We start from the raw sequence: 23,301 nt of genomic DNA, 5'->3' as shown, positions 1-23,301 counted from the left end.
CTCAGGCCACCTTGCGCAGCCACAGGCTGCCCCCGGTGTTGCGCAGGCACAGCGGCATCCGGGTTTCGAAGAAGTCGCGGAAGAAATGCGACATGAAGGTGTTCATCAGCAGGATCTGGTACCGGGCGTTGTCCTGCAGGAAGGCGCGGATCATGTAGGCCTCGTTCCAGGCGCGACCTTCGTAGATCCATTCCTTCGGATATTCGAAGGGATAGAAGATGTCGTGCAGGTGGATCACCACACCCGGGGCCAGGGCCGGAAAGATTTCGAACAGCAGGCGGTTCACGTCGCTGCCCACCTTGCCGACGTGGGTCGAGTCGACGAACAGCACATCGTTCTCTTCCAGCTGCCGGAATACGTCGACATCGACCTCCTGCAGCGGCCGGGCGATGATCGTCGAGCCGGCCTCATCCTCCGGGCGGATCAGCGTCTGCAGCAGCTGGGGATAGGGGTCGATGAAGGTGGTGTGCAGCGTGCGGCCCAGGAAGTACTGGTTGGTGTCGAGCGTCACGCAGGACGAGTAGCCGGACCCGACCTCGATCAGCCGGCGCGGCGCCAGCGTGCGCAGCATGCAGTGCAGCATGATGGCGTCCGAGTGGCCGTAGGCCGGGTTCATGAAGTGGTAGCGCAGGCCGGGCCTGGGCGCGTCGCCAAACGGGATGGTCGAGTACAGCAGTGCGAACCGCTCCAGCAGCGCACGCTGCGCCGCCTCCCGCATGTCTATGCCGGGCAGTTCGCGCGGTACCGTGCCGAACAGGCGCGCCTCGTTGCGCCGGACCTCCTGCGGGTCCGGATAGGGCGAGTAGAAGTGCCCGGATGGAAACAGCTCGGGGACGGTCTCGGGGGACGGCTTCATCGCGTGATGTCTGATGTGGGTGGAACCGGCTGCGACGTGCCGCCGCTCATGCAGCCACGTCGGGCGGGTGTGTCACGGGGCTGTGTCTCACGCCGCTGTGTCAAACTCGCGGCTGGCCGGCCAGTCGCGCCGCCGGCGCATTATTGCATGCCGGTCCGCGCCGGCCTTTCACCCGTACAGAAGCCCCGTATCCGTGTTGTACAGCGCGCGCTCTCCCGACATCGACCATGAACTTGCCGGCCGCCTCGATACCGCCTGGGGCGATCCGGCCGCCTGGGTCGAGCACGGCCTGCAATGGACCCATCTTCCGGCGGTCAAGGCGCGTCTGCACGCGCAGGTGAGCGGTGACGCCTCGGTCGAACCGCTGGAGTGGTTCTTCCGCTTCGTGGGCCGCCACCAGCCCCTGCCGCTGCGGCGGGTCCTTTTCCTCGGCTGTGGCGAGGGCAGGGACGAGCGGCGGGTAGCCGCATCCGGTTGGGCGGACGAAATCGTCGCCATCGATCTGTCGTCAAAGGTGCTCGAAGTGGCGCAAGGGAAGGCGCGCGCCGCGTGTGCGCCCATCCGTTACCTGCAGGCCGACATGAACAGGCTGCCGGTGGGGCAGGACGGATTCGAGGCGGGCAGCTTCGATGCCGTGCTGGGCATTTCCAGCGTGCATCACTGTTCCGCGCTCGAGCATCTGTATGCCAGCGTGGCAACGCTGCTGGTGCCCGGCGGCTGGTTCTACCTCGACGAGTACGTCGGTCCTGATCGCTTCCAGTGCGAGGAGTCGCAACTGCGCTTCATGAACCAGCTGCTCGACGCATCGCCGCACCGCCTGCGCACGACGCGTGACGGGCAGCTGCGCGGCAATCTCTGGCGACCGTCGGTGGACGAGGTCGTGGCGGTGGACCCGACCGAAGCGGTACGTTCTTCCGAAGTGCTGCCGCTGCTCGAGCGCCACTTCGAGGTGCTCGAACGCCGTCCCTATGGCGGCGCACTGCTGCGCGTGGTGCTCGCGGCGATCGCGCAGAACTTCATGACCGCCGACGCCGAACCCTGGCTGCACGCGCTGCTGCGCGCCGAGGACGACCTGTTCCGCGGCGGACGCCTGCAGTGGGATCTCGCCTGCGTCATCGCCCGCGTGCCTGCAGCAGCCACGCCGTGACCCAGCGCGGATCGTTCTGTCCGAGTGCGAAGACCGCCTGCGGAGCGGCCACCGCCTGATCCGGCGGCAGCGCCTCATAGGTCTGCAGGATGTCCGGCAGACGCTCGCGCAGCACCGCGCTCTCCGGGCCGAAGCCGGTGATCACGGTCAGCCCGGTCGGTGCGGTCGGCAGGGTCATGATCCGGAGGTCCGGGCGCAGGGCGCGCAGGCAGGGCACGATCTTCCACCCGTCGCCGGTGTAGAACCCGGTCCGGCGCTCGCGCGCGGCCGTGAGCGCGTTGAGTGGCAGCGTGTCGTGCAGCAGCACCACTGCACCTGGGGCGGCGTGACGTTCGGCGGCTACGAAGTCGTCGAGCACCGTTTCGAAGCGGTGGTCACCGTCGATGAAGGCGAGGTCGAAACCGCCGGGCACCAGCCCGCTGTCCGTCGGTACGTCGGCGAAGAAGGCAGCACTGGTCTGGCAGTACAGGCGGGCGTCGCCGCGGCAGTGCTGCAGCGGATCGCCAAGTGGTGCCGGGTCTACGCCGACCACGCGGGTCGAGGGCAGGGTCAGTGCCAGCGATGTGCCCTTTTCGACGCCGATTTCCAGATAGAGGCGCGGCGACAGATGCGTGTGGAACCAGGCCAGCCAGTCCAGATAGTCCGGACCGGGCCAGCGCAGTCGCGCCAGCGCCACGTGTACGGCGGGCAGATTGGGCTCCCGGGCCAGCGCGTCGAGCAGGGTCTGGCGCGCGGCGTCGGTCAGGCCGTGCTTCATCAGGTTGCGAAAGCGCCGCAGCGTCGGCTCTTCCAGTGGATGGGGGGCGTTCATCGCGACACCTCGGACAGCGCGTCGCGCAGGATCTGGCCGAAGCGTTCCGGGTCGTAGCGCGCGGCGCACTGTTCCCACGCAGCCCGCTGCTGTCGCGCCCATAGCTGGTCATCACGGAACAGAAGGGCGACGCGCCGCGCAAAGGCGTCGGCGTCGCGCGCGGACTGGATGTCGATGCCGTCGGTCCAGCCCAGTTGCCGCACCAGCACCGCGGACGCCACCACCGGCACGCCGTGGGCGGCGGCTTCGATCACCTTGGCCGGCACGCCGCCGGCGAAGCGCACCGGCGCAACGAATACCCGTGCGCGGTCATACAGCGGCTCCAGGCTGTCGGCGGGGCCGAGCACGTGAACCGTGTCGCTGGCCAGCGCGCTCACGCGGCTCGACCGGTTGATGCCGACGACCGAAAGCACCGGCGGCTGCGGCAGCAGCGCGTGCAGCCGGGGCATGACCTCGGTGACGAACCAGACCAGCCCGTCCTCGTTCGGCGTGTCCGGGTGCAGTGCGCCGACGAACAGCAGGCCGCTGCGCGGCTGCGGTCCGGGGGCCGTGCGCCGGGGTGCGATGGCGTGGCTCACGACATGCACCCGGTGGCCGGCCGTGCGGAACAGGTGGGCGTCGCGGTCGGACACCACCAGCACGTCGTCGGCGCCGCGCGCGAGTCCGATCTCGGCGGCCAGATGGGCCTGTGCGGCCGCGCGCGTCATCGGCCGGCCCTTGACCGCCGCTTCCGGAATTTCGCGCAGTGCGAACAGGGCTTCGGCGTCGTAGACCAGACGCATGCCGGCGAACAGTTCGGGGCGGCGCTGCCGCAGCGGGGCCAGCGCTTTCAGATTGGGCGGCCGGCTCACCATCAGCACGTCATAGACGCCGCGCCGCTGTTCAAGGAAGGCTTCGAGCCGCGACATGCCCCAGCCCAGCATGACTTCAGTGCCCGGTGGCAGTGATGCGTATACGTCCCGCCAGTCGTCGTCGGCGAACCACAGCGGGAACAGGGTGACCGGCCAGTCACGCAGCGCGTGCAGCATCAGGCGGGCGCGCGGCAGGCCGCCGCCCTTCACCATGTGCGGCACTTCGTTGTCGATGATGAGCACGCGCGGGCGACGCGGATGGTCTTCCGGCGAACGCCAGCGGTCTCCGTCCAGGGGCTGCGGCGCCGGCGCAGGCTGGTGCTGCAGCCAGTCGCTGTGACGTGCCAGGAATCGCTGCCGGTTCTCGCGCATCTGCCGCGGCGCCTCGTCGCCGGCGGCGCTGCCCCATTCCAGATGCTCGACCAGCACGGCCGGGTCAACCACCACGCGGAAGCCGGCCTGCCAGACGCGCAGGCAGAAATCCGTGTCCTCGTAGTAGGCCGGCGCGTAGCGCTCGTCGAATCCGCCCAGCATGCGCCACAGCGGGGCGCGCACCGCCATGAACACGCCGGACACGTAGTCGGTCGCCCGGCGGGCCATTGCTGCGGGGCAGAAGGGGTCTTCACCGCGGCCGATGCCCAGCGTCGAACCGTCGCGGAAGATCACGTTGCCGGCTTCCTGCAGGCCGCCCGCGGTCAGCACGATGCGGCCGCCGAGCACGCCGGTGGCCGGCTCGGCGTCGAGGTGCGCGACGGTGGCAGCCAGTGCGCCCGGCTGCACGATGGCGTCGCTGTTCAGGAACACCAGATGACGGCCGCGCGCCAGCATCGCGGCCTGATTGGCGGCGCGCAGGAAGCCGGTGTTTTCGCGGTTGTGCACGATGCGGGCGCCGCGGACACGCTGCAGCAGCGCCCCGGTTTCGTCGTCCGACGCGTTGTCCACCACGATGGTTTCGAAGGCGGCGCCGCGCTGGTCGGCCAGCGCCTGCAGCGTCGTGCGCGACAGGCCGGCCTGTCCGTACAGCACCACGATCACCGACAGATCCGGCGTCGCGTCGGCCGCAAGCTCAGGCAGTTCGATGACGGCGGCCCTGCCCAGCCAGGCATTCAGCGCCCGGCGCGCGCGGGCGCGCACCTGCGCTTTGGGGTCGTCGGCGTACGCATCGGCGGGCTGGGCGTCGAGGAAGCGTCCGCAGGCCTGTTCGATCTGGCGCGCCACGCGGCGTCCGTCAAGCAGCGGCGACGCCGACATGCGGGCACGCAGCGCCTCGCGATGCCGGCGGCGCGCATCGACATCGCCCGCCAGCCGGGTGGCGATGGCGACGAACCCGTCCGCGCTGTCCGCGACCCAGGCGTCGAGACCGAGCGCAGCGAGCACCGACAGCCCCTGACGGGTGCCGGGCCAGTGGCCCGCGCGGCTGATGACCGGCACGCCCATCCACAGCGGGTCGAGCAGGCTCAGGCCGCCGTTGCCGGGGAAGCTGTCGAGCACCAGATCGATCTGCTGCAGCCAGTCCAGCAGGGCGCTGTAACTGCGCGGCGGGTCGAACTCGACCCGTGCCGGGGCGATGCCGTGCTCACCGAGCACGGCGAGGATGTGGGCGCGCTGAGGCCAGTCGTCCGCCACTTCGCCGATGAAGCGGAGGCGTGACCGCGGTGTGTCAGCGAGCACCCGGGCAAACATGTCGAGGCAGCCGCGGCCCAGACGCAGCCCGCGCGCGGTGACGCCGAAGCTGACGAAGCCCTGGTGCAGCGAGGGCGGTGGGACGGGCGCCGGGGCATGCACTGGCGGATCCCAGCACCACTGACCGCCGTCCAGCCGCCACAGGGCCTCTTCATGTAAGGCTTCGTGCTCGGCCGGTATCGCGCAGGCGTCGGTCAGCAGCGCGTCGAACAGTCCGCCTGCGGTGACCGGGCATCCCAGCCACCCGACCTGCAGCGGCGCCAGCCGGCGTGCATAGGCTTCAAGCAGGTCGTACTGGCCTTCGAACGGATGCAGGCCGCCGGTATCGATCACGACGTCGATGCGGTTGGCCGCACAGGCCTGGGCCAGGGTGCGCGTGTCCAGGTTCTCGCAGTGGATGTGGTCCGGCAGGCCTGGCAGGGGCTGACGGCTGAACAGGAACACTTCCGCACGGTCGGGGTCGTGCGCGGCCAGCACCCGGCGCAGCAGGCTGTGGTGCGGCTGCCCGGCGATGTACCCGATGCGCATGCGCGCGCCGTGCGGGCGCGGCCGTTGCAGTCGCGGGAGCTCATTCAGTCCCGCCCGCAGCTTCAGCGCCCGGCAGACCTCGCGAGCGGCGCGCGCGAGATCCTTCGGCGAGGTGCCGTCGGACAGCGTGGCCACATAGAGGGCCGCACTCGCCAGCCACGGATCGAGCGGACATTCATCGACCGCGGCGACGGCCAGACGCTCAAGGTCTGCATGGCCGTGGCGTGCGACCGCCAGGCCGATCGCCTCGCGCAGCGCCGCCTGCCGTGGCGTGGGTGCGATCTGCCGGAGGGCGGCCCGCGCACCCGGCGTACCCAGCCCGACCAGCCGGGTCAGGATGGCTGCGGCCTCCGCGCCCGACAGCCGATGGCACAGCGACAGCGCGCGGCCTGCGCCGTCCGGCCAGCCGGCGCTGCCTTCGGTGAGCAAGCGGGCCTTCATGCGCAGCGCGGCGGCATGGGCCGGCTGCCGCTCGAGCACCGTGTCGACCGCAGCCACGCCTCGCTCGAAATCGCCTGAGCGCAGATGCGCTTCGGCCAGTTCCAGCCAGGGCAGCGGTGAGTCCGGCGTCAGCTCGCATAACCGGAGGAAGGTGAGCTGGGCCTGCCCCGGCCGGCGGTCGGCGAGCCGTATCCAGCCCAGCTGGCGCAGGCTGTCGCTGCGCTCCGGTGCGAGCTGGAGCGCGGTTTCGATGGCGGTTTCGGCTTCGCTCAGCCGGCGCTGCCCCAGCCGTACTTCGGCCAGTGCGCGCCAGGCATCGACCTGTTGCGGATCGCGGGCCAGCGCGGTCTGCGCGAGCTCGGCGGCGCGAGGCAGATCGTTCGCGGCGGCGAACACGAAAGCGGCCTGAATCTGCGCCGCCGCATCGTCGGGCAGCCGTTCGAGGACGCGCTGGATCGCCTGCACCGCCGCGGGCAGATCGCCCTGTTCGCGCGCCAGCCAGCCCAGGGTGCGCAGCGCGGCGACGTTGTCCGGGTCACGGCGCAGCGCGCTGCCGAGCGCGCGCCGTGCGAGGGTGATGCGGCCGCGCTGGGCGCGCACTGCGGCCAGCAGACGCCAGAGCTCGCTCTCGCCCGGTGTCGTGCGCAGCAGGGGCAGGAGCAGGCGGCGGGCCTCCGCCGTCCGCTTCAGGTCGAGCAGCGCCTGCACTTTCAGCGCCCGCGCCGGCAAGTTGTCCGGCTGCTGCAGCAGGACCAGATCGGCCAGCCAGAGCGCCGCGTCGGCGTGCCCCCGGCCGGACTGGATCTGCGCGCGACGCAGCAGCGCTTCGGCGTTCGTCGGATCGCGCTGCTGGACCTGGCCGAAACAGTGGTCCGCCGCGTCGAGATCGCCCGAACGGTGCTGCAGGACGCCGAGCAGATACCAGGCATCCGGGCGTTCGGGGTGTGCCTCGGTCTGGGCGCGAGCCAGTCCGATGGCCTGAATGCGGTGGCCCTGTGACCAGGCGTGCAGGACCTGTTCGGTGATCAGCTCCGGATCGAAGGGCCGGCGCTCAAGCCCCCGCTGCAGCGCCCGCGTGGCCAGGTCCGGACGATGCAGCGCCGCGTGGCACTGCGCGAGGTGGAGGTGCAGCGTGCGCTGTTCCGGCGCGTCGAAGGGAAAGCCGGCCACGGCTTCTTCGTACAGGTCGACGGCGTCCGCCAGATGGCCGAGCCGCTGCAGCAGCCAGCCGGACTGCAGCAGACGCGGCGGCTGACGCGACGCCTGCAGCGCCTTTGCTGCCCAGTGCAGGGCCTCGGTCAGCTCACCGGCGTCCTGCAGCAGCCAGGCCAGTGCCGTTGCCGCTTCATCGAGGCGTTCGTCCAGCTGGCAGGCGCGGCGCAGCGCAGCGATCGCCTGCGCGCTTTCGCCGCGCCGCTGGTGCAGCAGCCCGGCGTACCAGTGCAGCGGCGCGTGATGAGGCGCATGGCACAGCGCCGGACCCAGCACCTCGGCCGCGGCGTCGAGCTGACCGGCGTCGATCAGGAAGTAGCCGAGTGCGGCGGCGGCCGACGGCCCGGCGCCGTCGATGAGCGCCTGCCGCGCACAGTGCAGGGCCAGGCCCTTGTTGCCGGCAGCGAAATGCTGCCAGGCCTGCGCGATCAGTTCGGTCGGGATCACGGACCGTGTCCGCTCAGGACACCATGCCGATGTCGTTCGGCGCCGGCCTCCGGGCCACCACGGTGAACATCGCCACCTCCCGGTTCTCGGCCGGCTGTTTCTGGGTGTGGAAACTCACCCGGCAGTCGGTGAAGCCCAGCACCCTCAGCGCATAAACGAAGAACTGCGGGGTGAACTGCCACCACGTATCCACCTGCCTGAGCGAGTCGTGGGCCAGCAGCCGGCACAGCGGCGCATCGCCCAGCGCGGGGTCGTATGCCTCGGTCACCACCATCGTGTGGCGCACCCGGTCGGCGACGCTCTGCAGCAGGTCGAAAGGACGCCGGCAGTGCAGCAGCACGGAGGCCAGCACACCGATGTCGAATGGGCCGAAACCGGGCGCAAGCTCGTAGGGATCGCCTTCGAACACGCGCACCCGCGAGGCGTTCTGGCGATGCAGGTACCAGAACGAATTGCGGACCTTCTCGATGTGTTCGGCGAATTCCTGGCGCCAGCCCGGCGTATCGAAGTCGTGCAGCGGAACGGTGTCCCACAGATGTGCCATCGTCGGTTCCACGCAGGTGACGGTCGCACCCGCCGCCTCCATGTAGAAGGACAGGAAGCCGCTCGCCGGACCGATTTCCAGCACCGACTGGCCGGTGACGCAGATGTCGCCCAGATAGCCGAAGGGGTCCGGTCTCAGGTCCCACTCGCCGGTCACCTCCTCGCCGTCGTCCAGATCACAGGAGTGGTAGAACCGGCAGTCCTCCCGCCGCGGAGCGCGTGGCATGACCTCCCGCAGGGTGGGCAGCGGCGGCGCAGAGTCCGGGTCGGGCGTCGCCACGGCGGGAATGCCGGAGGGCGGGGCGGCGGGCTCCAGGGGCGGGGACTGGCTGGCGTGAGCGGCCAGCAGCGTGAGCAATTCGCCGACGATGAGTGGCGTGGACAGCGCGTGGCCGGTGGCCTGACGCCGCGCCGCATCGCGCTGCGCCGCACTGCGTGCCGGGTCGTACAGATGCCGCAGCGCCAGCGCCCAGTCGGACACCGGCGCCTCCGGTGCGAGCGCGAATCCGCCCTCGCCCACCAGTTCGGGCAGCGCGCCGCGGTTGCTGGCCAGCACCGGCAGGCCGTTGAGCTGAGCCTCGATCACGGTGCGGCCGAAGGATTCTTCCCACACTGACGGCATGAGCAGCAACCGCGAACGGGCAAACACCTCGCGCATGTCGCGCGTCGGGCCGGACCATTCGATATTGCCCAGCCGTGCCGCCCGGTCCAGACAGTAGGCGCGCCAGTGCGGATCGATGTGCCAGCTTTCCACTACCAGGAAAGGCAGTTCCGGGCAGGCCGCTGCCAGCGCGAACAGGATTTCGACGCCCTTGATCGGCGTCGGATTGACGAACAGCACCTTGTCGCCGGTCTGTCCGCTGACATAAGGCTCGGGCGCGACCACCGGCGGGATGACCGTGCAGTCGATGCCGTACAGCGCGCGCCAGCGCTGCGCGGTGAAGGCCGAATTGGCGAGATACAGCAGCGACGGGTGCGGCGCGAGATGGCCCGCGAGCTGGTGGGTCTCGACGTTGTGCAGGTAGACCGCGGTCGGGCGTCCGGTCGTCAGACCGGCCAGCACCATGGGCGCCAGCGCAGTGCCATTCTGTACGACGATGACGTCGGCACCCCAGGCGGCGGCGGCCATCGGCAGCGCCCGTTCCGGCGCGTCGGTGCGCAGCACGAGGTAACCGAGGCTTTCATCGCCGCTCGCCGGCTGCTCCTCGGCGGTCGGGTCGGCTCGCAGACGCCCGCACAGTACGGCCGCATCGGCGCCCATCGCCTTGATGGCCAGGCAGAGGTCGTGCGTGGTGGTCTGCAGCCCGCCGGTGAGGTCGGGCAGGTGGGCATAGTTGGAAGCAAACAGGACGCGCATGGCCTACCCGTGTTGTGAAGGCGGCGGGAGCGTCTTCCGCAGGGTGACCCGGATCGGTCACCGCTCCGCTCCCGCAAGACGCGTGCTCAGGAAGCGTTAGGAACCTGGCCGACCGAAAGGAGGTTGCGCAAGGTCTGCGACGGGTTGCTTGCGACACTGTTGTCAACGACGCTCTTCAGTCTGTCGTGGGCCAGCGTACCGCCTGGGTTGCTGGCGCCGCCAGGCATATTTCCGGTGCTGAGCAGCTGACCGGCGGGGGCGGGGGCAGGATTGGGGTTGCCCTGGTTGCTGCCCCCTGGCCGGGTTTCCAGCTGCTGCAACTGCGCGGTGAGCTGTTGCGGTGATGTGCGTGACGGCGTTGAAACGCCCTGTGAACCGATGGTGCTGCCGAAGCCCGGACGCGTAATGGTCTGGGTGTTGCCGGTGTTGTCAGTCGCCCGCATCTGCTGCCCGAACAGGAAGGTGGCGCTCGTGCCATTCGGGCGGGACTCGATGACGGAGATGCCGCCGCTGATCTCCACCTTGCCCTGCGACGTGGCGACTTCGGTCGCGGTGGTCTTGCTGATGTGTCCGCCGACCACGCGCAGCAGACCCTGGTTCAGCCGCAGCCGGATCTGCCCCTGCTTCGTGGCCGGATCGTACGAGAACGTTTCGATGACCATTTCCGAATCGGCACCCAGGGTCGCCGCCGACTGGTCGAGGAAAAGAACGTGCAGTTGCCCGTCCGGTCCGGTGCGCAGCGTTTCGCCGGGCTGGACGCTGTCGCCGACCACCACGGTCTTCCGGTTGGCGGTCGCCGGGGCACTGGCGGTGATCGCGGACACGACGCCGGCCTGAGGCGTCGATGCGGTCTGCGCAAAAGCGCCCGGCAGGGTGGCACCGGTCAGGGCGGCGGCCATCCACCAGTCCTTGGAAATCGGCGGGGTCATTGCAGGTTCCTCGTGATATCGGTTCTATGCGTTGTCAGGGCCGTGATCATTCCGCGCGCGCGCTCAGAAGCGGTAGTTCACTGCGCCGAACAGCGACGAATTCTTGTTGCGGTAATTGGGCAGATTGGCGTCGGTTTCGATGCGTTCGAGCTGAACCAGCACCGACCAGGCGGTCGTGAGCGCAAAGGTATTGCCCACGCCCAGCCGCCATTCGGTGTCGCGCCGCCGCTTCGACGGGTCCACCGCCGGGTCGGCGGCCTGGTAGTGCCGCTGCAGCGCACCGCCCCAGATCGAGGTTGTCCAGAATCCACCGTCGCTGGCGAACGGATTGGCATAGCTGAACGCGTAGGTGACACGCGCCTCGTAGGCGTCGTAGTCGTAGAAATCGCGGTCGGTGCGATGGAAGCGGCTGCGCAGTTCGCCGCTGAGTGCCGACCCCGGGCTGAGTTCGCGGCTCAGCCGGACGCGGAACAGATTGTCCGGGCCGCCGAGCAGGCTGGCGTTCGGCACGTCGACGCGGGTGGCGTAGTCGAACTGGCGGTACTCGTAGCCGGCATCGATGCGCGTGCGCTCGTCGATGACGTAGCCGACATCGACGCCCGCACCATAGGTATCCAGCAGCCTGTGACCTTGGGACTGGATGCCGCCCAGAATCAGGTGCGGGCGCAGCGTGAGGCCGGGCGCACCGATGGCCGAGGGCTTGAAGCGGATGCCGCTGGTGAGCTCGGCCAGCGCGTAGTTGTACGGGTCGGTCTGGTTGAGGCTCAGCTGCGAGCCGGACGACGAGCTGTACTTCACGACCTGCGCCACCAGCGAGCTGACGATGGCCGCCTCGTTCTGGGTGCCGAGGTCGTAACGATGGTCCAGACGCAGCGTCGCCTGCACGTCGGTATCCGACCGGGGCCTGAGTGGTCCCGGCACGGCCAGCGGCAGACCGCTGGCCAGTACGACATCGCGGTCGGAACGCGCGGAAGGGTTGCTCTGCACGCGCAGGCCGATCATGACCGAGCCATCCAGCTGGGAAATGCGGTTGCGTTCGCGGGTGTCACGCAGCAGCGCTTCGGCCTGGGTGCGATAGGCGCCGGTCAGCGCTGGATTGTCGAGCGCCTGGGTGAGCTGGCTTTCCGCCATGGCATAGGAGCCGAGACGGTAATACAGCACCGCCAGTTCCAGGCGCACTGCCGGGTGAGCGGCCGGGTCGAGCAGCAGGCGCTCCATGGCGGCGATGCCGCCTTCGTAATTGCCGTCCTGCACGAGCAGGCGGGCGTAGTTCAGTCCGGCGTCGGCATTGCCGGGGTTCCGGAGCACCTGCTGAAACGCCTCATTGACCTGCCGGTCGAGATCGGTCACGGCGGGCGTCTGGGCGAAAGCGGCGGTGCCTGCAGTCAGGGCCACGACGGCGACCGGTGCCAGGCGGGATATGCGGAAGTCCATCGATCGCCTCAATTGGTGTTCCTCGGGTGTGAATGCGCAGTGTTCGTGCAGGAACGAAAATCTATCAGAAGCCGGTGTCCGCACAGGCGGGGAATAGCGCCCGCTTTCCTGTTTTGCGCGTTGTACGGCGCATAACGGATCTGAATACAACAGTCTGTACCCGTCATTCCCGCGAACGCGCCGCGCGCAGCGTACGGAGCTACGTCCGGAGATCAGGCCGAAAACCGCTGTTCGACCTGACGGTGAAATACCGCGCCGGCGACGATGCTGGCTGCCCAGGCGAACAGCAGGCCGGCGATTGCGGTGGCCGGGGTGGCGCCCCAGATGTGGCTCACCACCGCGTTGACCAGCATGGCCACCGGGTAGTGGATCAGGAAGACCGAGAACGAAATGCGGCCGAGGAAGGCCAGCGGACGCAGCTCGGGCCAGCGATCGAAGGCGCCGCTGCGCAGGCCGACCCACAGCGAAGCCGCGACACAGGCGGCCACCGCCACCCGTTCGCGGTGCTCGATCTGCAGTGCCAGCAGCACCGCCAGCGCGATGGCCAGGCCCCACAGCGGCGAGCGGTCGCGCCGGCTGAGCCAGCAGGCCGCCGCGCCGAGCGCGTACACGCCGAAGAAATAAGGAGCGATGAAATCCAGGTCCGGGTTGCGGTTGATCGCGAACAGCGACAGCAGCGCGAGGCCCGATGTGAGCAGCGCCAGCACGCGGGTGCGTCGCGGCGGGCGCGCCAGCCGGGTCAGCCACACGGTCGCGGCCATCATCGCGTACAGCTGGAAGTCGATGGCCACATACCAGACGCCGGCCGACAGCGCTTCGACGCCGACCACGTCGTGCATCAGCAGCAGGTGGGCCAGCAGCTGGCTGAAATGCGGCGCGGCCGGCAGGCTGGGGTCGGCGATCAGGGCGCGTGCGATCGCCGCGCACACAATGCTCACCAGCACCGCGGCGGTACAGGGCAGGGCCAGCCGGCGATAACGCTTCCACAGCGCCGACGACAGCGACAGCGGGCGCGCCTGCAGTGACGGCGCCAGCGCCCGCGCGGCGAGAAAGCCGCCGATCACGAAGAACACCTGCACCGCGAGCCGGCCATCGTAGTAGAGCCAATCGACCAGGTGCGGGAAGCGCAGCCGCAGCGCTTCGGACAGCGGCCCGTAGGCGACCAGGTGATGCAGCACGATGAGCTGGGATGCGAAGGCCTTCAGCGCGTCGAACACCGTCAGCCGACCGCCAGCCGCGCGTGCGCGGGGGCTGGCCTGCGGAAGGTGTACCGTGCCGAGGGCCGGACTGTTGGCGGTGGGTGTATAGGTGGTCACGGAGTGCGGGTCGCGCTAGCGGGCTGCACCGCACGGCCGGTGCGGGCACAAAGCTGCGCATTGTGCACTGCGGTGCGCAAGGATCAAGCCCCTGTCGCGTCCGTCGCGTGAACGGTCTGACGGCCGTGCCATCCCGACCTCGTGTTCCGCCGCCCGATGCGCCGTCAGCGCCGTGCTTTCAGTGCGCTTCGTCCCAGTTGCGACCGACGCCGGCCTCGACCTTCAGCGGCACCGACAGCTGCGCCACGCCTTCCATCAGCGCCGGTACCCGCTCGCGGACGAGGTCGAGTTCGGCGTCCGGCACTTCCAGCACCAGTTCGTCGTGGACCTGCAGGATGAGGCGGGTCGCCAGCTTTTCCGCCTTCAGCCAGCCGGACACCGCGATCATCGCCAGCTTGATCAGGTCGGCCGCGGTGCCCTGCATCGGCGCATTGATTGCCGCGCGCTCGGCGCCCTGGCGGCGGCCTACCTGCTGGGCGCGGATGTCCGGCAGCTGCAGCCGGCGCCCGAACACGGTTTCGACATAGCCCTGCTCGCGCGCCAGCGCGCGGGTTTCGTCCATATAGCGGGCGACGCCCGGGTACTGCGCGAAGTAGCGGTCTATCCAGCTCTGCGCGGCACTGCGCTCGATGTCCAGGTTCTTCGCCAGACCGTGCGCGCTCATGCCGTAGATCAGGCCGAAATTGATCACCTTGGCGTAGCGGCGCTGTTCGCTGCTCACCTCGGCCGGCGCCACGCCGAACACCTCGGCGGCGGTCGCTCGGTGGATGTCCTCGCCGTCGGCGAAGGCCTGCAGCAGGCGGGCGTCCTGCGACAGGTGGGCCATGATGCGCAGTTCGATCTGCGAATAGTCGGCGCTCACCAGCACATGGCCTGGCGGGGCGATGAAGGCGGAGCGGATGCGCCGGCCTTCCGCGGTGCGCACCGGAATGTTCTGCAGATTGGGATCGACCGAGGACAGCCGGCCGGTCACCGCCACCGCCTGACCGAAGCTGGTGTGCACCCGCCCGGTGTCGGCACGCACCATGCGAGGCAGCTTGTCGGTATAGGTGCCCTTCAGCTTGGCCAGACTGCGGTATTCGAGGATGAGGGCCGGCAGCGGATAGTCCAGCGCCAGCTGCGACAGCACTTCCTCGTCGGTCGACGGCGTGCCGGACGGCGTTTTCTTGATTACCGGCAGCTTTTCGCGCTCGAACAGGATTTCCGCGAGTTGTTTCGGTGAATTGATGTTGAAAGGCTGTTTCGCCGCTTCGTGCGCGCGCCGTTCCAGATCGAGCATCTTCTGGCCCAGTTCGTTGCTCTGGGCGGCCAGCGAGCCGACGTCGAGCAGCACGCCGTTGCGTTCCATTTCGAACAGGATGTCGGACACCGGCAGTTCGATGTCGCGATAGATGTAGGCGAGCTTGCGGTCGGCGGCGATGCGCGGTGCCAGCACCCGGTGCACGCGCAGCGTCACGTCGGCGTCCTCGGCGGCGTAGGCGGCGGCGCGCTCCAGCGGCACCTGTTCGAAGCCGATGCGTGCGGCGCCTTTGCCGGTCACCTCGTCGTAGCTGATCACCTTCAGGCCGAGGTGGCGGGTGACCAGGGTGTCGAGGTTGTGATTGCGGTCGGCTTCCAGCACATAGCTTTCGAGCAGCGTGTCATCGACCACGCCGGCCAGCCGGATGCCGTGATTGGCGAACACGTGACGGTCGTACTTCAGGTTCTGGCCCAGCTTGCCGTGGGTTGGCGATTCCAGCCAGGGCCGGAGCGCGGCCAGCACCTCGTCCAGCGGCAGCTGGGCCGGCGCGTCCGGATAGACATGGCCCAGCGGCAGATAGGCGGCTTCGCCCTCTGCCAGCGCGAAGCTCATGCCCACCAGCCGCGCTTCCATCGGATCGAGGCCGGTGGTTTCGGTGTCCAGCGACACCACCTCGGCGGCCATCAGCTTCGCCAGCCAGCGCTCGAAGGCGGCGCGGTCGAGCAGGGTTTCGTAGTCGGCGCGGTGGCTGCCCTCTGGCGCGGTCGAGGGCGCGACGTCGTCGGCTGGCGCCGGGGCATTCACCGTCTTGCGTCCGCCCTTGGCCAGATCGTCGAGCAGGCCGCGGAAGCCGTAGCGCTCGTAGATCGGGCGCAGCGCCTCGGCGTTCTCGCCGTCCGAGGTCAGCGATTCCAGCGGCTGCGGCAGTTCGACATCGCATTTGACGGTCAGCAGTCTGCGCGCCATCGGCAGGAAGTCGAGGTGGGCGCGCAGGTTCTCGCCCACCTTGCCGCCGATGTCGGCCGCGTGCGCGATGACCGCATCCAGTGTGCCGCCGTACTGCTGCAGCCACTTCACCGCGGTCTTCGGGCCGCACTTGTCCACGCCCGGCACGTTGTCCACGCTGTCGCCGATCAGCGCGAGGTAATCGACGATGGCCGACGGCGGCACGCCGAACTTGGCCAGCACGCCGGCTTCGTCCAGCTTTTCCTCGCTCATCGTGTTCACCAGCGTCACATGCCTGTTCACCAGCTGGGCGAGGTCCTTGTCGCCGGTCGAAATGACGCAGTCGATGCCGCGTTCGGTCGCGTGCGCGGCCAGCGTGCCGATCACGTCATCCGCCTCCACGCCCTCGACCATCAGCAGTGGCCAGCCGAGCGCGCGCACTGCCTCGTGGATGGGCGCGATCTGCGCCGCGAGATCTTCCGGCATCGGCGGCCGGTGGCCCTTGTAATCCGGGTACCAGTCCTCGCGGAAGGTCTTGCCCTTGGCATCGAACACGACCGCGCGGTATTCCGCCTTGTAGTCGGCTGCCAGCCGCCTTAGCATGTTGATGACGCCGCGCAGCGCGCCGGTGGGCTCGCCCTGTGCATTGCGCAGGTCGGGCAGCGCGTGGAAGGCGCGGTACAGGTAGGACGATCCATCGACAAGCAGCAGCGTGGGCATGGCGGGTTCCGCATCAGGACATTCGGTCAGCCCGCGATTATCGCCGGAGCGCCGGCCACCGGAGCACAATCCGCGTCCCCGTGCCCGGCGCCCTGACCGGACACCCTTCATCGGACCCCATTTCCATGAGCGCGAAAGACAAACTGCCGGGCATGATCGACCCGGGTGAAGCCGCACGCACCAGCAGCGCGCGTGAAGCCTGGCGCATCTTCGGCATCATGGCCGAATTCGTCGAAGCGACCGAGCGGCTGCAGCAGATCCGGCCGGCGGTGAGCATTTTCGGCAGCGCCCGCACGCCGCCCGACCATCCCTACTACGACCTGACCGAGCGCATCGCCCGCCAGCTGTCGGACGCCGGCTTCTCGGTCATTTCCGGCGGCGGCCCCGGCATCATGGAAGCGGCCAACAAGGGCGCCTTCCACGGCAAATCGCCCAGCGTGGGCCTCAACATCCAGCTGCCGATGGAACAGCACGCGAACGTCTATCAGGACATTTCGCATTCCTTCGAGCACTTCTTCGCCCGCAAGTACATGTTCGTGCGCTTCGCCGCTGCCTATGTGGTGATGCCCGGCGGTTTCGGCACCGTGGACGAGCTGATGGAAGCGCTGACGCTGATCCAGACCCGCAAGAGCCGCTCGATTCCGGTCATCCTGGTGCATTCGCCGTTCTGGGCCGGCCTGATCGACTGGTTCCGGAACACGCTGGTGAACGAAGGCATGATTTCGCCGGCCGACATGGATCTGGTGCAGATCATCGACGACCCGGCCCAGATCGTGGACGCCATCTTCCGGCATTACGAGAACCGCAGCTTCATGCCGTTGCCTGAGGAGCATGAGGCCATGCTGAACCTTTAGCAGCGCCCGGACGCGTTCCAGCGCGCGTGAACACCCGTCCGGCGGCTGTTGCATACGCCCCCGTCCGGACGGAAGGGTGGGGTGCCTCTGTTAAACTGCGGGAATTACGAAGGATTTTCGATGCGACCGCTTCTTTCTGCCGCCCTGATCGCCGTTTCGCTGGCCGCCGCCGTGCCGGTCGCATTCGCGCAGGCCAACCGCCCGTCCAATCTGCAGCCGATTCCGGAACCGCCGCCGCCGCCCGAGCCGCTGGAAGGCGGTGTCGCGGTCGAGCCGCAGGTGACCATCCTGCAGCGCAATGGCGAAACCGTTGAAGAGCACCGGGTCAATGGCAAGCTCTACATGATCAAGGTGACGCCCAGCCATGGCGTGCCCTACTACCTGATGGACGAGACCGGCTCCGGCGCGATGACGCGCTATGACGATCTCGACTCCGGCCTGCGCGTGCCGAAGTGGGTGATCTTCTCCTTCGACTGACCCGCGGGCGCCGCCGGCGCCTGCCCAACTTTCCGTCCTGACTCGTGTCCGTCTTCACCACCGTCACCGCAGACGAGCTGCGCGACTGGCTGAAGAATTACTCCATCGGCCATCTGGTGTCGCTGGAGGGAATTCCGGCCGGCATCGAAAACACCAATTACTTCGTCGACACCTCGCACGGCCGCTACGTGCTCACCGTGTTCGAGAAGCTCACGCGCACCGAACTGCCGTTCTACGTGCACCTGATGGCGCATCTGGCGCGCCACGGCATTCCCTGCCCGGCGCCGATCGCCGACCGCGACAACGAATATCTCGGCACGATCCACGGCAAGCCGGCCATGCTGGCTACCCGTCTGGCCGGCCGCTCGCAGATGGAGCCGGGCCCGGCGCACTGCGCCGCCATCGGCAACATGCTGGCCACCATGCACGTGGCCGGCCAGAGCTACAACCGCCGCTTCGACAATCCGCGCGGCTACGCCTGGTGGGTGGACACCGCGCCGCGACTGCTCGATTTCCTGCCGGCCGACGAGCGCGCGCTGCTCGAATCCGAAATCGCCTTCCAGCGCGCCGCGCGCGACGACGGCCTGTGCCGCGAGCTGCCGCACGGCGTGGTGCATGCCGACCTGTTCCGCGACAACGTGCTGATGGACGGCGAACGCGTGGGCGGCGTGATCGACTTCTACTTCGCCGGTGACGACTACCTGCTGTTCGATCTGGCGGTCACGCTGAACGACTGGTGTTCGGACGCCGCCGGCGAACTGGACCCGGCGAAGGCGGATGCCATGCTGCGCGCCTATCATGCCGAACGCCCGCTGTCCGACGCCGAGCACCGCGCCTGGCCGGCCATGATGCGCGGCGCCGCGCTGCGTTTCTGGATGTCGCGGCTGTACGATTTCCACATGCCGCGCGACGGCGCCATGGTGCACAAGCACGATCCGGCCCGTTTCCGCGACGTGCTGCGCGCGCGCATCCGCGCCGGTGACACGCTGCCATGGCGCTGAGCCTGCAGGCACGCGCGCTGCCGGCGCTGGCCGGCTGGTCATGGATCGCCGGCGGTTTTGCGCTGTTCCGCCGCAATCCGCCGCTGATGACCGCGCTCACGCTGAGCTATCTGCTGGTGATGGTGTTCCTGAACGTGGTGCCGCTGCTCGGCCCGGTGCTGGTCGCGATCTGCCTGCCGCTGATGTCGGTCATCGTGTTCAATGGCTCCCGCCTGCTCGACGAACGGCGCGAGGTCAGCGCCGAGGCGCTCAAGCAGGGGCTGGCGCCGAACGCGCGCACGCTGGTGCAGCTGGGTTTCGTCCACCTCGGCGGTTCGCTGCTGGTGGTGCTCATCCATACCCTGCTGTTTCCGGGCGCGGACGCCGCCATCGCCGAAGGCGACGAAGCGCTGTTCATGCGCACGCTGATGCAGCTGCTGCCGCTGGTGCTGCCGCTCATCCTGATCATGTGGTTTCCGCCTTACCTGATCGCCACCGCGGACCTGCCGCTCGGCAAGGCGCTGTTCTTCGGCGCGGTCGGCGTGCTGCGCAACATCGTGCCCTTTGTCGTGTATTTCGCCGGCGCGGCGCTGCTGGGCGTGGGCCTGCCCATGCTGCTGGTGCAGGCGCTGGATTCCGACGGCGTGTCCGGCATCCTGCGTTTCGTGCTGCGCATGGCGCTGCTGTTCGTGCTGGTGCCAACCATGGCCGCCAGCCTGTACGTGAGTTTCCGCCAGGTATTCGCACAGGCGGCGCCCGATGCCGCGCCGCCGGCAGCGGACGCACCCGGGCCGGCCGATGAGTGACCGGGCGCCGCTCGGTGTGTTCGGCGGCACCTTCGACCCGGTGCATGTCGCTCACCTGAGGCTGGCGGAAGAGGCGCGCGAGGCGCTGGGCCTGGCGCGCGTGCGCTGGCTGCCGGCCGGCCTGCCCTGGCATCGCGATGCGCTGCGCACCGCGCCGGAACATCGCCTGGCCATGGTGCAGGCCGCGGTGGCTGGCAATCCGGCGTTCGAGGTGGATGCCCGCGAGGCACTGGCCCACGCACCGGGCTACACGGTGGATACGCTGGCCGCGCTGCGCGCCGAACTGGGTGACGAGCTGCCGCTGGTGCTCATCCTGGGCGCGGACGCCTTCGCCCGGCTGCACACCTGGCACCGCTGGCGGGCGCTGTTCGGCCTGACCCACATCGGGCTGGCCACCCGCGCCGGGCAGGCGGTCGATGCGTCGGCACTGCAGCCGGCGCTGGCCGCCGAACTGCAGGCGCGCAGCCGTGACGCGGCGCACTTGCGCACCGCGCCGGCGGGCGCCATCGTGCGTTTCGACATGACGCCGCTGGCGGTGTCCGCCACCGACATCCGGGCCCGGCTGGCCCGGGGCGAAAGCGGCCGCTACCTGCTGCCCGACGCCGTACTCGAATACATCCGCCGTCACCGGCTCTACTGAAGGTTTGAAATGGACATCAACGCACTGCAGGCGCTCGTGATCGACGCGCTGGAAGACATCAAGGCGAAGGACATCGAGGTGATCGACACCTCGAAATTCAATTCGCTGTTCGACCGTCTGGTCATCGCCAGCGGCGACTCCAATCGGCAGACCCGGGCGCTCGCGCGCAACGTGCAGGAAAAGGTGAAGGAAGCCGGCGGCACGGTGGTCAGCGTCGAAGGCGAGGACACCGGCGAATGGGTGCTGGTCGACCTCGGCGACGTCGTGGTGCACGTGATGCAGCCGGCGGTGCGTGCCTACTACAACCTCGAGGAACTGTGGTCCGGCAGCGCCAAGCCGTCGGACAAGGCGGCCGCCGCCCGCGCGCGCGGCACGCTGCGCTGACACCGAAGGTCCGGCCTTGAAGCTCCTGGTGATCTGCGTCGGGCACCGCATGCCCGACTGGGTCGATGCCGGCGTGCAGGAATTCGTGCGCCGCATGCCGCGCGACGCCGCCACCCAGATCATCGAGGTGAAGGCCGAGCCGCGCACCCAGGGCAAGCCGGTCGAGGTGCTGATGGAGGCGGAGCGCGTCCGCATCGAGGCGGCCATACCGCCGCGCGCCCGCATCGTGGCGCTGGACGAGCGTGGCGACGACCTCACCACGGTGGCGCTGGCCGGCCGGCTGCGCCGCTGGCGCGCCGATGGCGACGACGTGGTGCTGCTGATCGGCGGGCCGGACGGCCTGTCGCCGGCGCTGAAATCGCGTGCGCACGAGCTGATCCGCCTGTCCAGCCTCACGCTGCCGCACGCGCTGGCCCGCCTGCTGCTGGTCGAAGCGTTGTATCGTGCGGTCAGCCTCGAAGCCAACCATCCTTACCACCGCGAATGATGACGCCACGCTCACGCTGTCCGCTGCCCCGGTGGGCGGCTGCGGGTCGCCGGTCAGCGGTGCGAGCCGTCCAATGAGCCTTCTGAATACCGTTCCGCCCGTGCTCTACCTTGCGTCGCGCAGCCCGCGCCGGCGCGAACTGCTGACCCAGATCGCCGTGAATTTCCTGCTGCTGCCTTTCCGCGGCGTGCCGCGCGAGGACATCGACGTGTCCGAGGACGTGCGGCCGGGCGAGGACGCCGAAACCTATGTGGTGCGCGTGGCGCGCGCCAAGGCGCTGGGCGGCGAGAAGCGCCTCGCCTGGCGCCGGCTGTCCGCCGGTCTGGTGCTGTCCGCAGACACCACGGTCGAGCTGGAGGGCGACATCCTCGGCAAGCCGGCTGACGCCGCCGAGGCGACCGCCATGCTCACCCGGCTGTCCGGCAGCACCCACCGCGTGCTGACCGCGGTCGCGGTCAGTGACGGGCGGCGTCTGGAGCATGCGCTGTCGATTTCCACCGTACGGTTCGCGCCGCTCACCGCGCGCGACATCGAACGCTACGTGCTGAGCGGCGAACCGATGGACAAGGCCGGGGCCTATGGCATACAGGGCCGCGCGGGCGCCTTCGTGCAGCACGTCGAAGGCTCCTACACCGGCATCGTCGGCCTGCCGCTGAACGAAACCTGGCAGCTGCTACGCGACTTCGGCCTCGATCTCTGAACTGAATTCACTCCCTACCGGTCCGCCCCATGAACGACCAGTTCCTCATCAATTTCACGCCCGCCGAAACCCGTGTCGCGCTGCTGCAGCAGGGCGCGGTGCAGGAGCTGCACATCGAGCGCAGCAGCGCGCGCGGCATCGTCGGCAACATCTATCTCGGCCGCGTGGTGCGTGTGCTGCCCGGCATGCAGTCGGCCTTCATCGACGTGGGCCTTGAACGCACCGCCTTCCTGCATGTCGCCGACATCTGGGAGGCGCGCCAGAACGGCGAACCGCCGAAGCCGATCGAGCGCATCCTGACCGAAGGCCAGAGCGTGCTGGTGCAGGCGCTGAAGGACCCGATCGGCACCAAGGGCGCGCGCATGTCCACGCAGATCAGCATCGCCGGCCGGCTGCTGGTGCATCTGCCGCAGGACCGCCATGTCGGCATTTCGCAGCGCATCGAATCGACCGAGGAGCGCGAGGCGCTGCGCGCGCGCATCCACGCGCTGCTGCCGCTGGAGGACCCGGGCGGCTACATCGTGCGCACCATGGCCGAATCGGCCAGCGACGAAGAACTGGCGGCCGACATCGCCTACCTGCGCAAGACCTGGCAGGAAATTCGCAACCGCGCGAAGACCGCGCGCCCGCCCTCGCTGGTGTTCGAGGACCTGACGCTGGCGCAGCGCGTGCTGCGCGACCTCGCCTGCGCCGACACCCAGAGCATCCAGGTCGACTCACGCGAGAACTACGTGAAGCTGCGCAGCTTCGCCGAGGAATACATGCCGCAGCTGACCAAGCTGCTGGAGCACTACACCGGCGAGCGCCCGCTGTTCGAGCTGCACAGCGTCGAGGAGGAAATCGAGAAGGCGCTGGCGCGCCGGGTTGACCTGAAATCCGGCGGCTATCTGATCTTCGACCAGACCGAGGCGATGACCACGATAGACGTGAACACCGGCGGCTTCGTCGGCTCGCGCAATTTCGACGAAACCATCTTCAAGACCAATCTGGAAGCGGCGCACCAGATCGCCCGCCACCTGCGTCTGCGCAACCTCGGCGGCATCATCCTGATCGATTTCATCGACATGGAAAGCGAGGAGCACCGCGCCCAGGTGCTGGCCGAACTGCACAAGGCGCTGGCGCGCGACCACACCAAGATTTCGGTCAGCGGCTTCACCTCGCTCGGCCTGGTCGAAATGACCCGCAAGCGCACCCGCGAATCGCTGGCCCACGTGCTGTGCGAAACCTGCCCGACCTGCGGCGGCCGCGGCGAAGTGAAGACCGCGCAGACCATGAGCTTCGACATCCTGCGCGAACTGCTGCGCGAAGCGCGTCAGTTCAGCGCCCGCGAATTCCGCATCCTGGCCCACCCGAAGGTGATCGACCTCTTTCTGGAAGAGGAGTCGCAGTCGCTGGCCATGCTGTCGGACTTCATCGGCAAGCCGATTTCGCTGCACGCCGAGTCGAGCTATTCGCAGGAGCAGTTCGACATCGTGCTGCTGTAGCGGCCGGTGTACGCGGGAAAGACAAGGGC

General features: G+C 68.8%; 18 protein-coding genes. 10 read left to right on the top strand and 8 right to left on the bottom strand.

What is annotated here, in order from left to right; genetic code table 11:
- Position 1 precedes the first annotated feature (1 nt).
- Complete coding sequence (locus tag METUNV1_RS14630) at positions 2-856, bottom strand: class I SAM-dependent methyltransferase (protein ID WP_008063111.1); 855 nt, start codon at positions 854-856, stop codon at positions 2-4.
- A gap of 193 nt (positions 857-1,049) precedes the next feature.
- On the opposite strand from METUNV1_RS14630, the gene METUNV1_RS14625 reads away from it, so the two are divergent.
- The gene (locus tag METUNV1_RS14625; protein ID WP_139026376.1) at positions 1,050-2,003 is read left to right on the top strand and encodes a class I SAM-dependent methyltransferase; all 954 of its coding nucleotides are present in this window, start codon (positions 1,050-1,052) and stop codon (positions 2,001-2,003) included.
- Here METUNV1_RS14625 and METUNV1_RS14620 read toward each other — a convergent pair.
- The 7 genes from METUNV1_RS14620 to polA form a co-directional block, all read right to left on the bottom strand.
- A complete protein-coding gene (locus METUNV1_RS14620) occupies positions 1,969-2,814 on the bottom strand; it encodes a class I SAM-dependent methyltransferase (protein ID WP_008063108.1) in 846 nt (281 codons plus the stop codon). The genes METUNV1_RS14625 and METUNV1_RS14620 overlap by 35 nt on opposite strands.
- The gene (locus METUNV1_RS14615; protein WP_008063106.1) at positions 2,811-7,976 is read right to left on the bottom strand and encodes a tetratricopeptide repeat protein; all 5,166 of its coding nucleotides are present in this window, start codon (positions 7,974-7,976) and stop codon (positions 2,811-2,813) included. Before METUNV1_RS14615 ends, METUNV1_RS14620 begins: the two co-directional genes overlap by 4 nt.
- 13 nt (positions 7,977-7,989) lie before the next feature.
- Positions 7,990-9,876, bottom strand: coding sequence for a glycosyltransferase (locus tag METUNV1_RS14610; protein WP_008063104.1), 1,887 nt, complete (start codon positions 9,874-9,876; stop codon positions 7,990-7,992).
- A gap of 86 nt (positions 9,877-9,962) precedes the next feature.
- Complete coding sequence (locus METUNV1_RS14605) at positions 9,963-10,805, bottom strand: FecR family protein (protein WP_008063102.1); 843 nt, start codon at positions 10,803-10,805, stop codon at positions 9,963-9,965.
- Positions 10,806-10,868: 63 nt separating this feature from the next.
- Positions 10,869-12,239 carry a surface lipoprotein assembly modifier gene (locus tag METUNV1_RS14600; RefSeq protein ID WP_008063101.1) on the bottom strand — a complete coding sequence of 457 codons (1,371 nt, stop codon included), beginning with the start codon at positions 12,237-12,239 and terminating at the stop codon, positions 10,869-10,871.
- 212 nt (positions 12,240-12,451) lie between these two features.
- Positions 12,452-13,555: an acyltransferase family protein gene (locus METUNV1_RS14595; RefSeq protein ID WP_008063100.1), complete on the bottom strand. Its 1,104-nt coding sequence runs from the start codon at positions 13,553-13,555 to the stop codon at positions 12,452-12,454.
- 178 nt (positions 13,556-13,733) lie between these two features.
- Positions 13,734-16,460 carry a DNA polymerase I gene (gene polA, locus METUNV1_RS14590; protein ID WP_008063099.1) on the bottom strand — a complete coding sequence of 909 codons (2,727 nt, stop codon included), beginning with the start codon at positions 16,458-16,460 and terminating at the stop codon, positions 13,734-13,736.
- A gap of 125 nt (positions 16,461-16,585) precedes the next feature.
- On the opposite strand from polA, the gene METUNV1_RS14585 reads away from it, so the two are divergent.
- The 9 genes from METUNV1_RS14585 to rng all read left to right on the top strand — a co-directional run bounded on the left by METUNV1_RS14585 (position 16,586) and on the right by rng (position 23,272).
- The gene (locus METUNV1_RS14585; RefSeq protein ID WP_008063098.1) at positions 16,586-17,314 is read left to right on the top strand and encodes an LOG family protein; all 729 of its coding nucleotides are present in this window, start codon (positions 16,586-16,588) and stop codon (positions 17,312-17,314) included.
- A 120-nt stretch (positions 17,315-17,434) separates the two neighbouring features.
- Positions 17,435-17,791: a DUF2782 domain-containing protein gene (locus tag METUNV1_RS14580; protein ID WP_008063097.1), complete on the top strand. Its 357-nt coding sequence runs from the start codon at positions 17,435-17,437 to the stop codon at positions 17,789-17,791.
- 44 nt (positions 17,792-17,835) lie between these two features.
- Positions 17,836-18,792 carry a homoserine kinase gene (locus METUNV1_RS14575; RefSeq protein WP_008063096.1) on the top strand — a complete coding sequence of 319 codons (957 nt, stop codon included), beginning with the start codon at positions 17,836-17,838 and terminating at the stop codon, positions 18,790-18,792.
- Positions 18,783-19,577 carry a BPSS1780 family membrane protein gene (locus METUNV1_RS14570; protein ID WP_008063095.1) on the top strand — a complete coding sequence of 265 codons (795 nt, stop codon included), beginning with the start codon at positions 18,783-18,785 and terminating at the stop codon, positions 19,575-19,577. Before METUNV1_RS14575 ends, METUNV1_RS14570 begins: the two co-directional genes overlap by 10 nt.
- Entirely contained in the window at positions 19,570-20,217 is a 648-nt protein-coding gene (gene nadD, locus METUNV1_RS14565; RefSeq protein ID WP_008063094.1) for a nicotinate-nucleotide adenylyltransferase, read from the top strand. Before METUNV1_RS14570 ends, nadD begins: the two co-directional genes overlap by 8 nt.
- A gap of 9 nt (positions 20,218-20,226) precedes the next feature.
- A complete protein-coding gene (gene rsfS / locus METUNV1_RS14560; protein ID WP_008063092.1) occupies positions 20,227-20,601 on the top strand; it encodes a ribosome silencing factor in 375 nt (124 codons plus the stop codon).
- A 16-nt stretch (positions 20,602-20,617) separates the two neighbouring features.
- The gene (rlmH, locus tag METUNV1_RS14555; RefSeq protein WP_008063090.1) at positions 20,618-21,088 is read left to right on the top strand and encodes a 23S rRNA (pseudouridine(1915)-N(3))-methyltransferase RlmH; all 471 of its coding nucleotides are present in this window, start codon (positions 20,618-20,620) and stop codon (positions 21,086-21,088) included.
- Between the two features lie 73 nt (positions 21,089-21,161).
- The gene (locus METUNV1_RS14550) at positions 21,162-21,788 is read left to right on the top strand and encodes a Maf family protein (RefSeq protein ID WP_008063089.1); all 627 of its coding nucleotides are present in this window, start codon (positions 21,162-21,164) and stop codon (positions 21,786-21,788) included.
- A 29-nt stretch (positions 21,789-21,817) separates the two neighbouring features.
- Positions 21,818-23,272, top strand: a complete 1,455-nt coding sequence (gene rng, locus METUNV1_RS14545; protein WP_008063088.1) for a ribonuclease G — start codon at positions 21,818-21,820, stop codon at positions 23,270-23,272.
- The last annotated feature ends 29 nt before the right edge of the window (positions 23,273-23,301 follow it).

Origin of the sequence: Methyloversatilis universalis FAM5 (assembly GCF_000214035.2) — a bacterium.
Taxonomy (GTDB): domain Bacteria; phylum Pseudomonadota; class Gammaproteobacteria; order Burkholderiales; family Rhodocyclaceae; genus Methyloversatilis; species Methyloversatilis universalis.
Note: the sequence above shows the minus strand (reverse complement) of the source record. Positions and strands in the feature narration are given on the sequence as shown.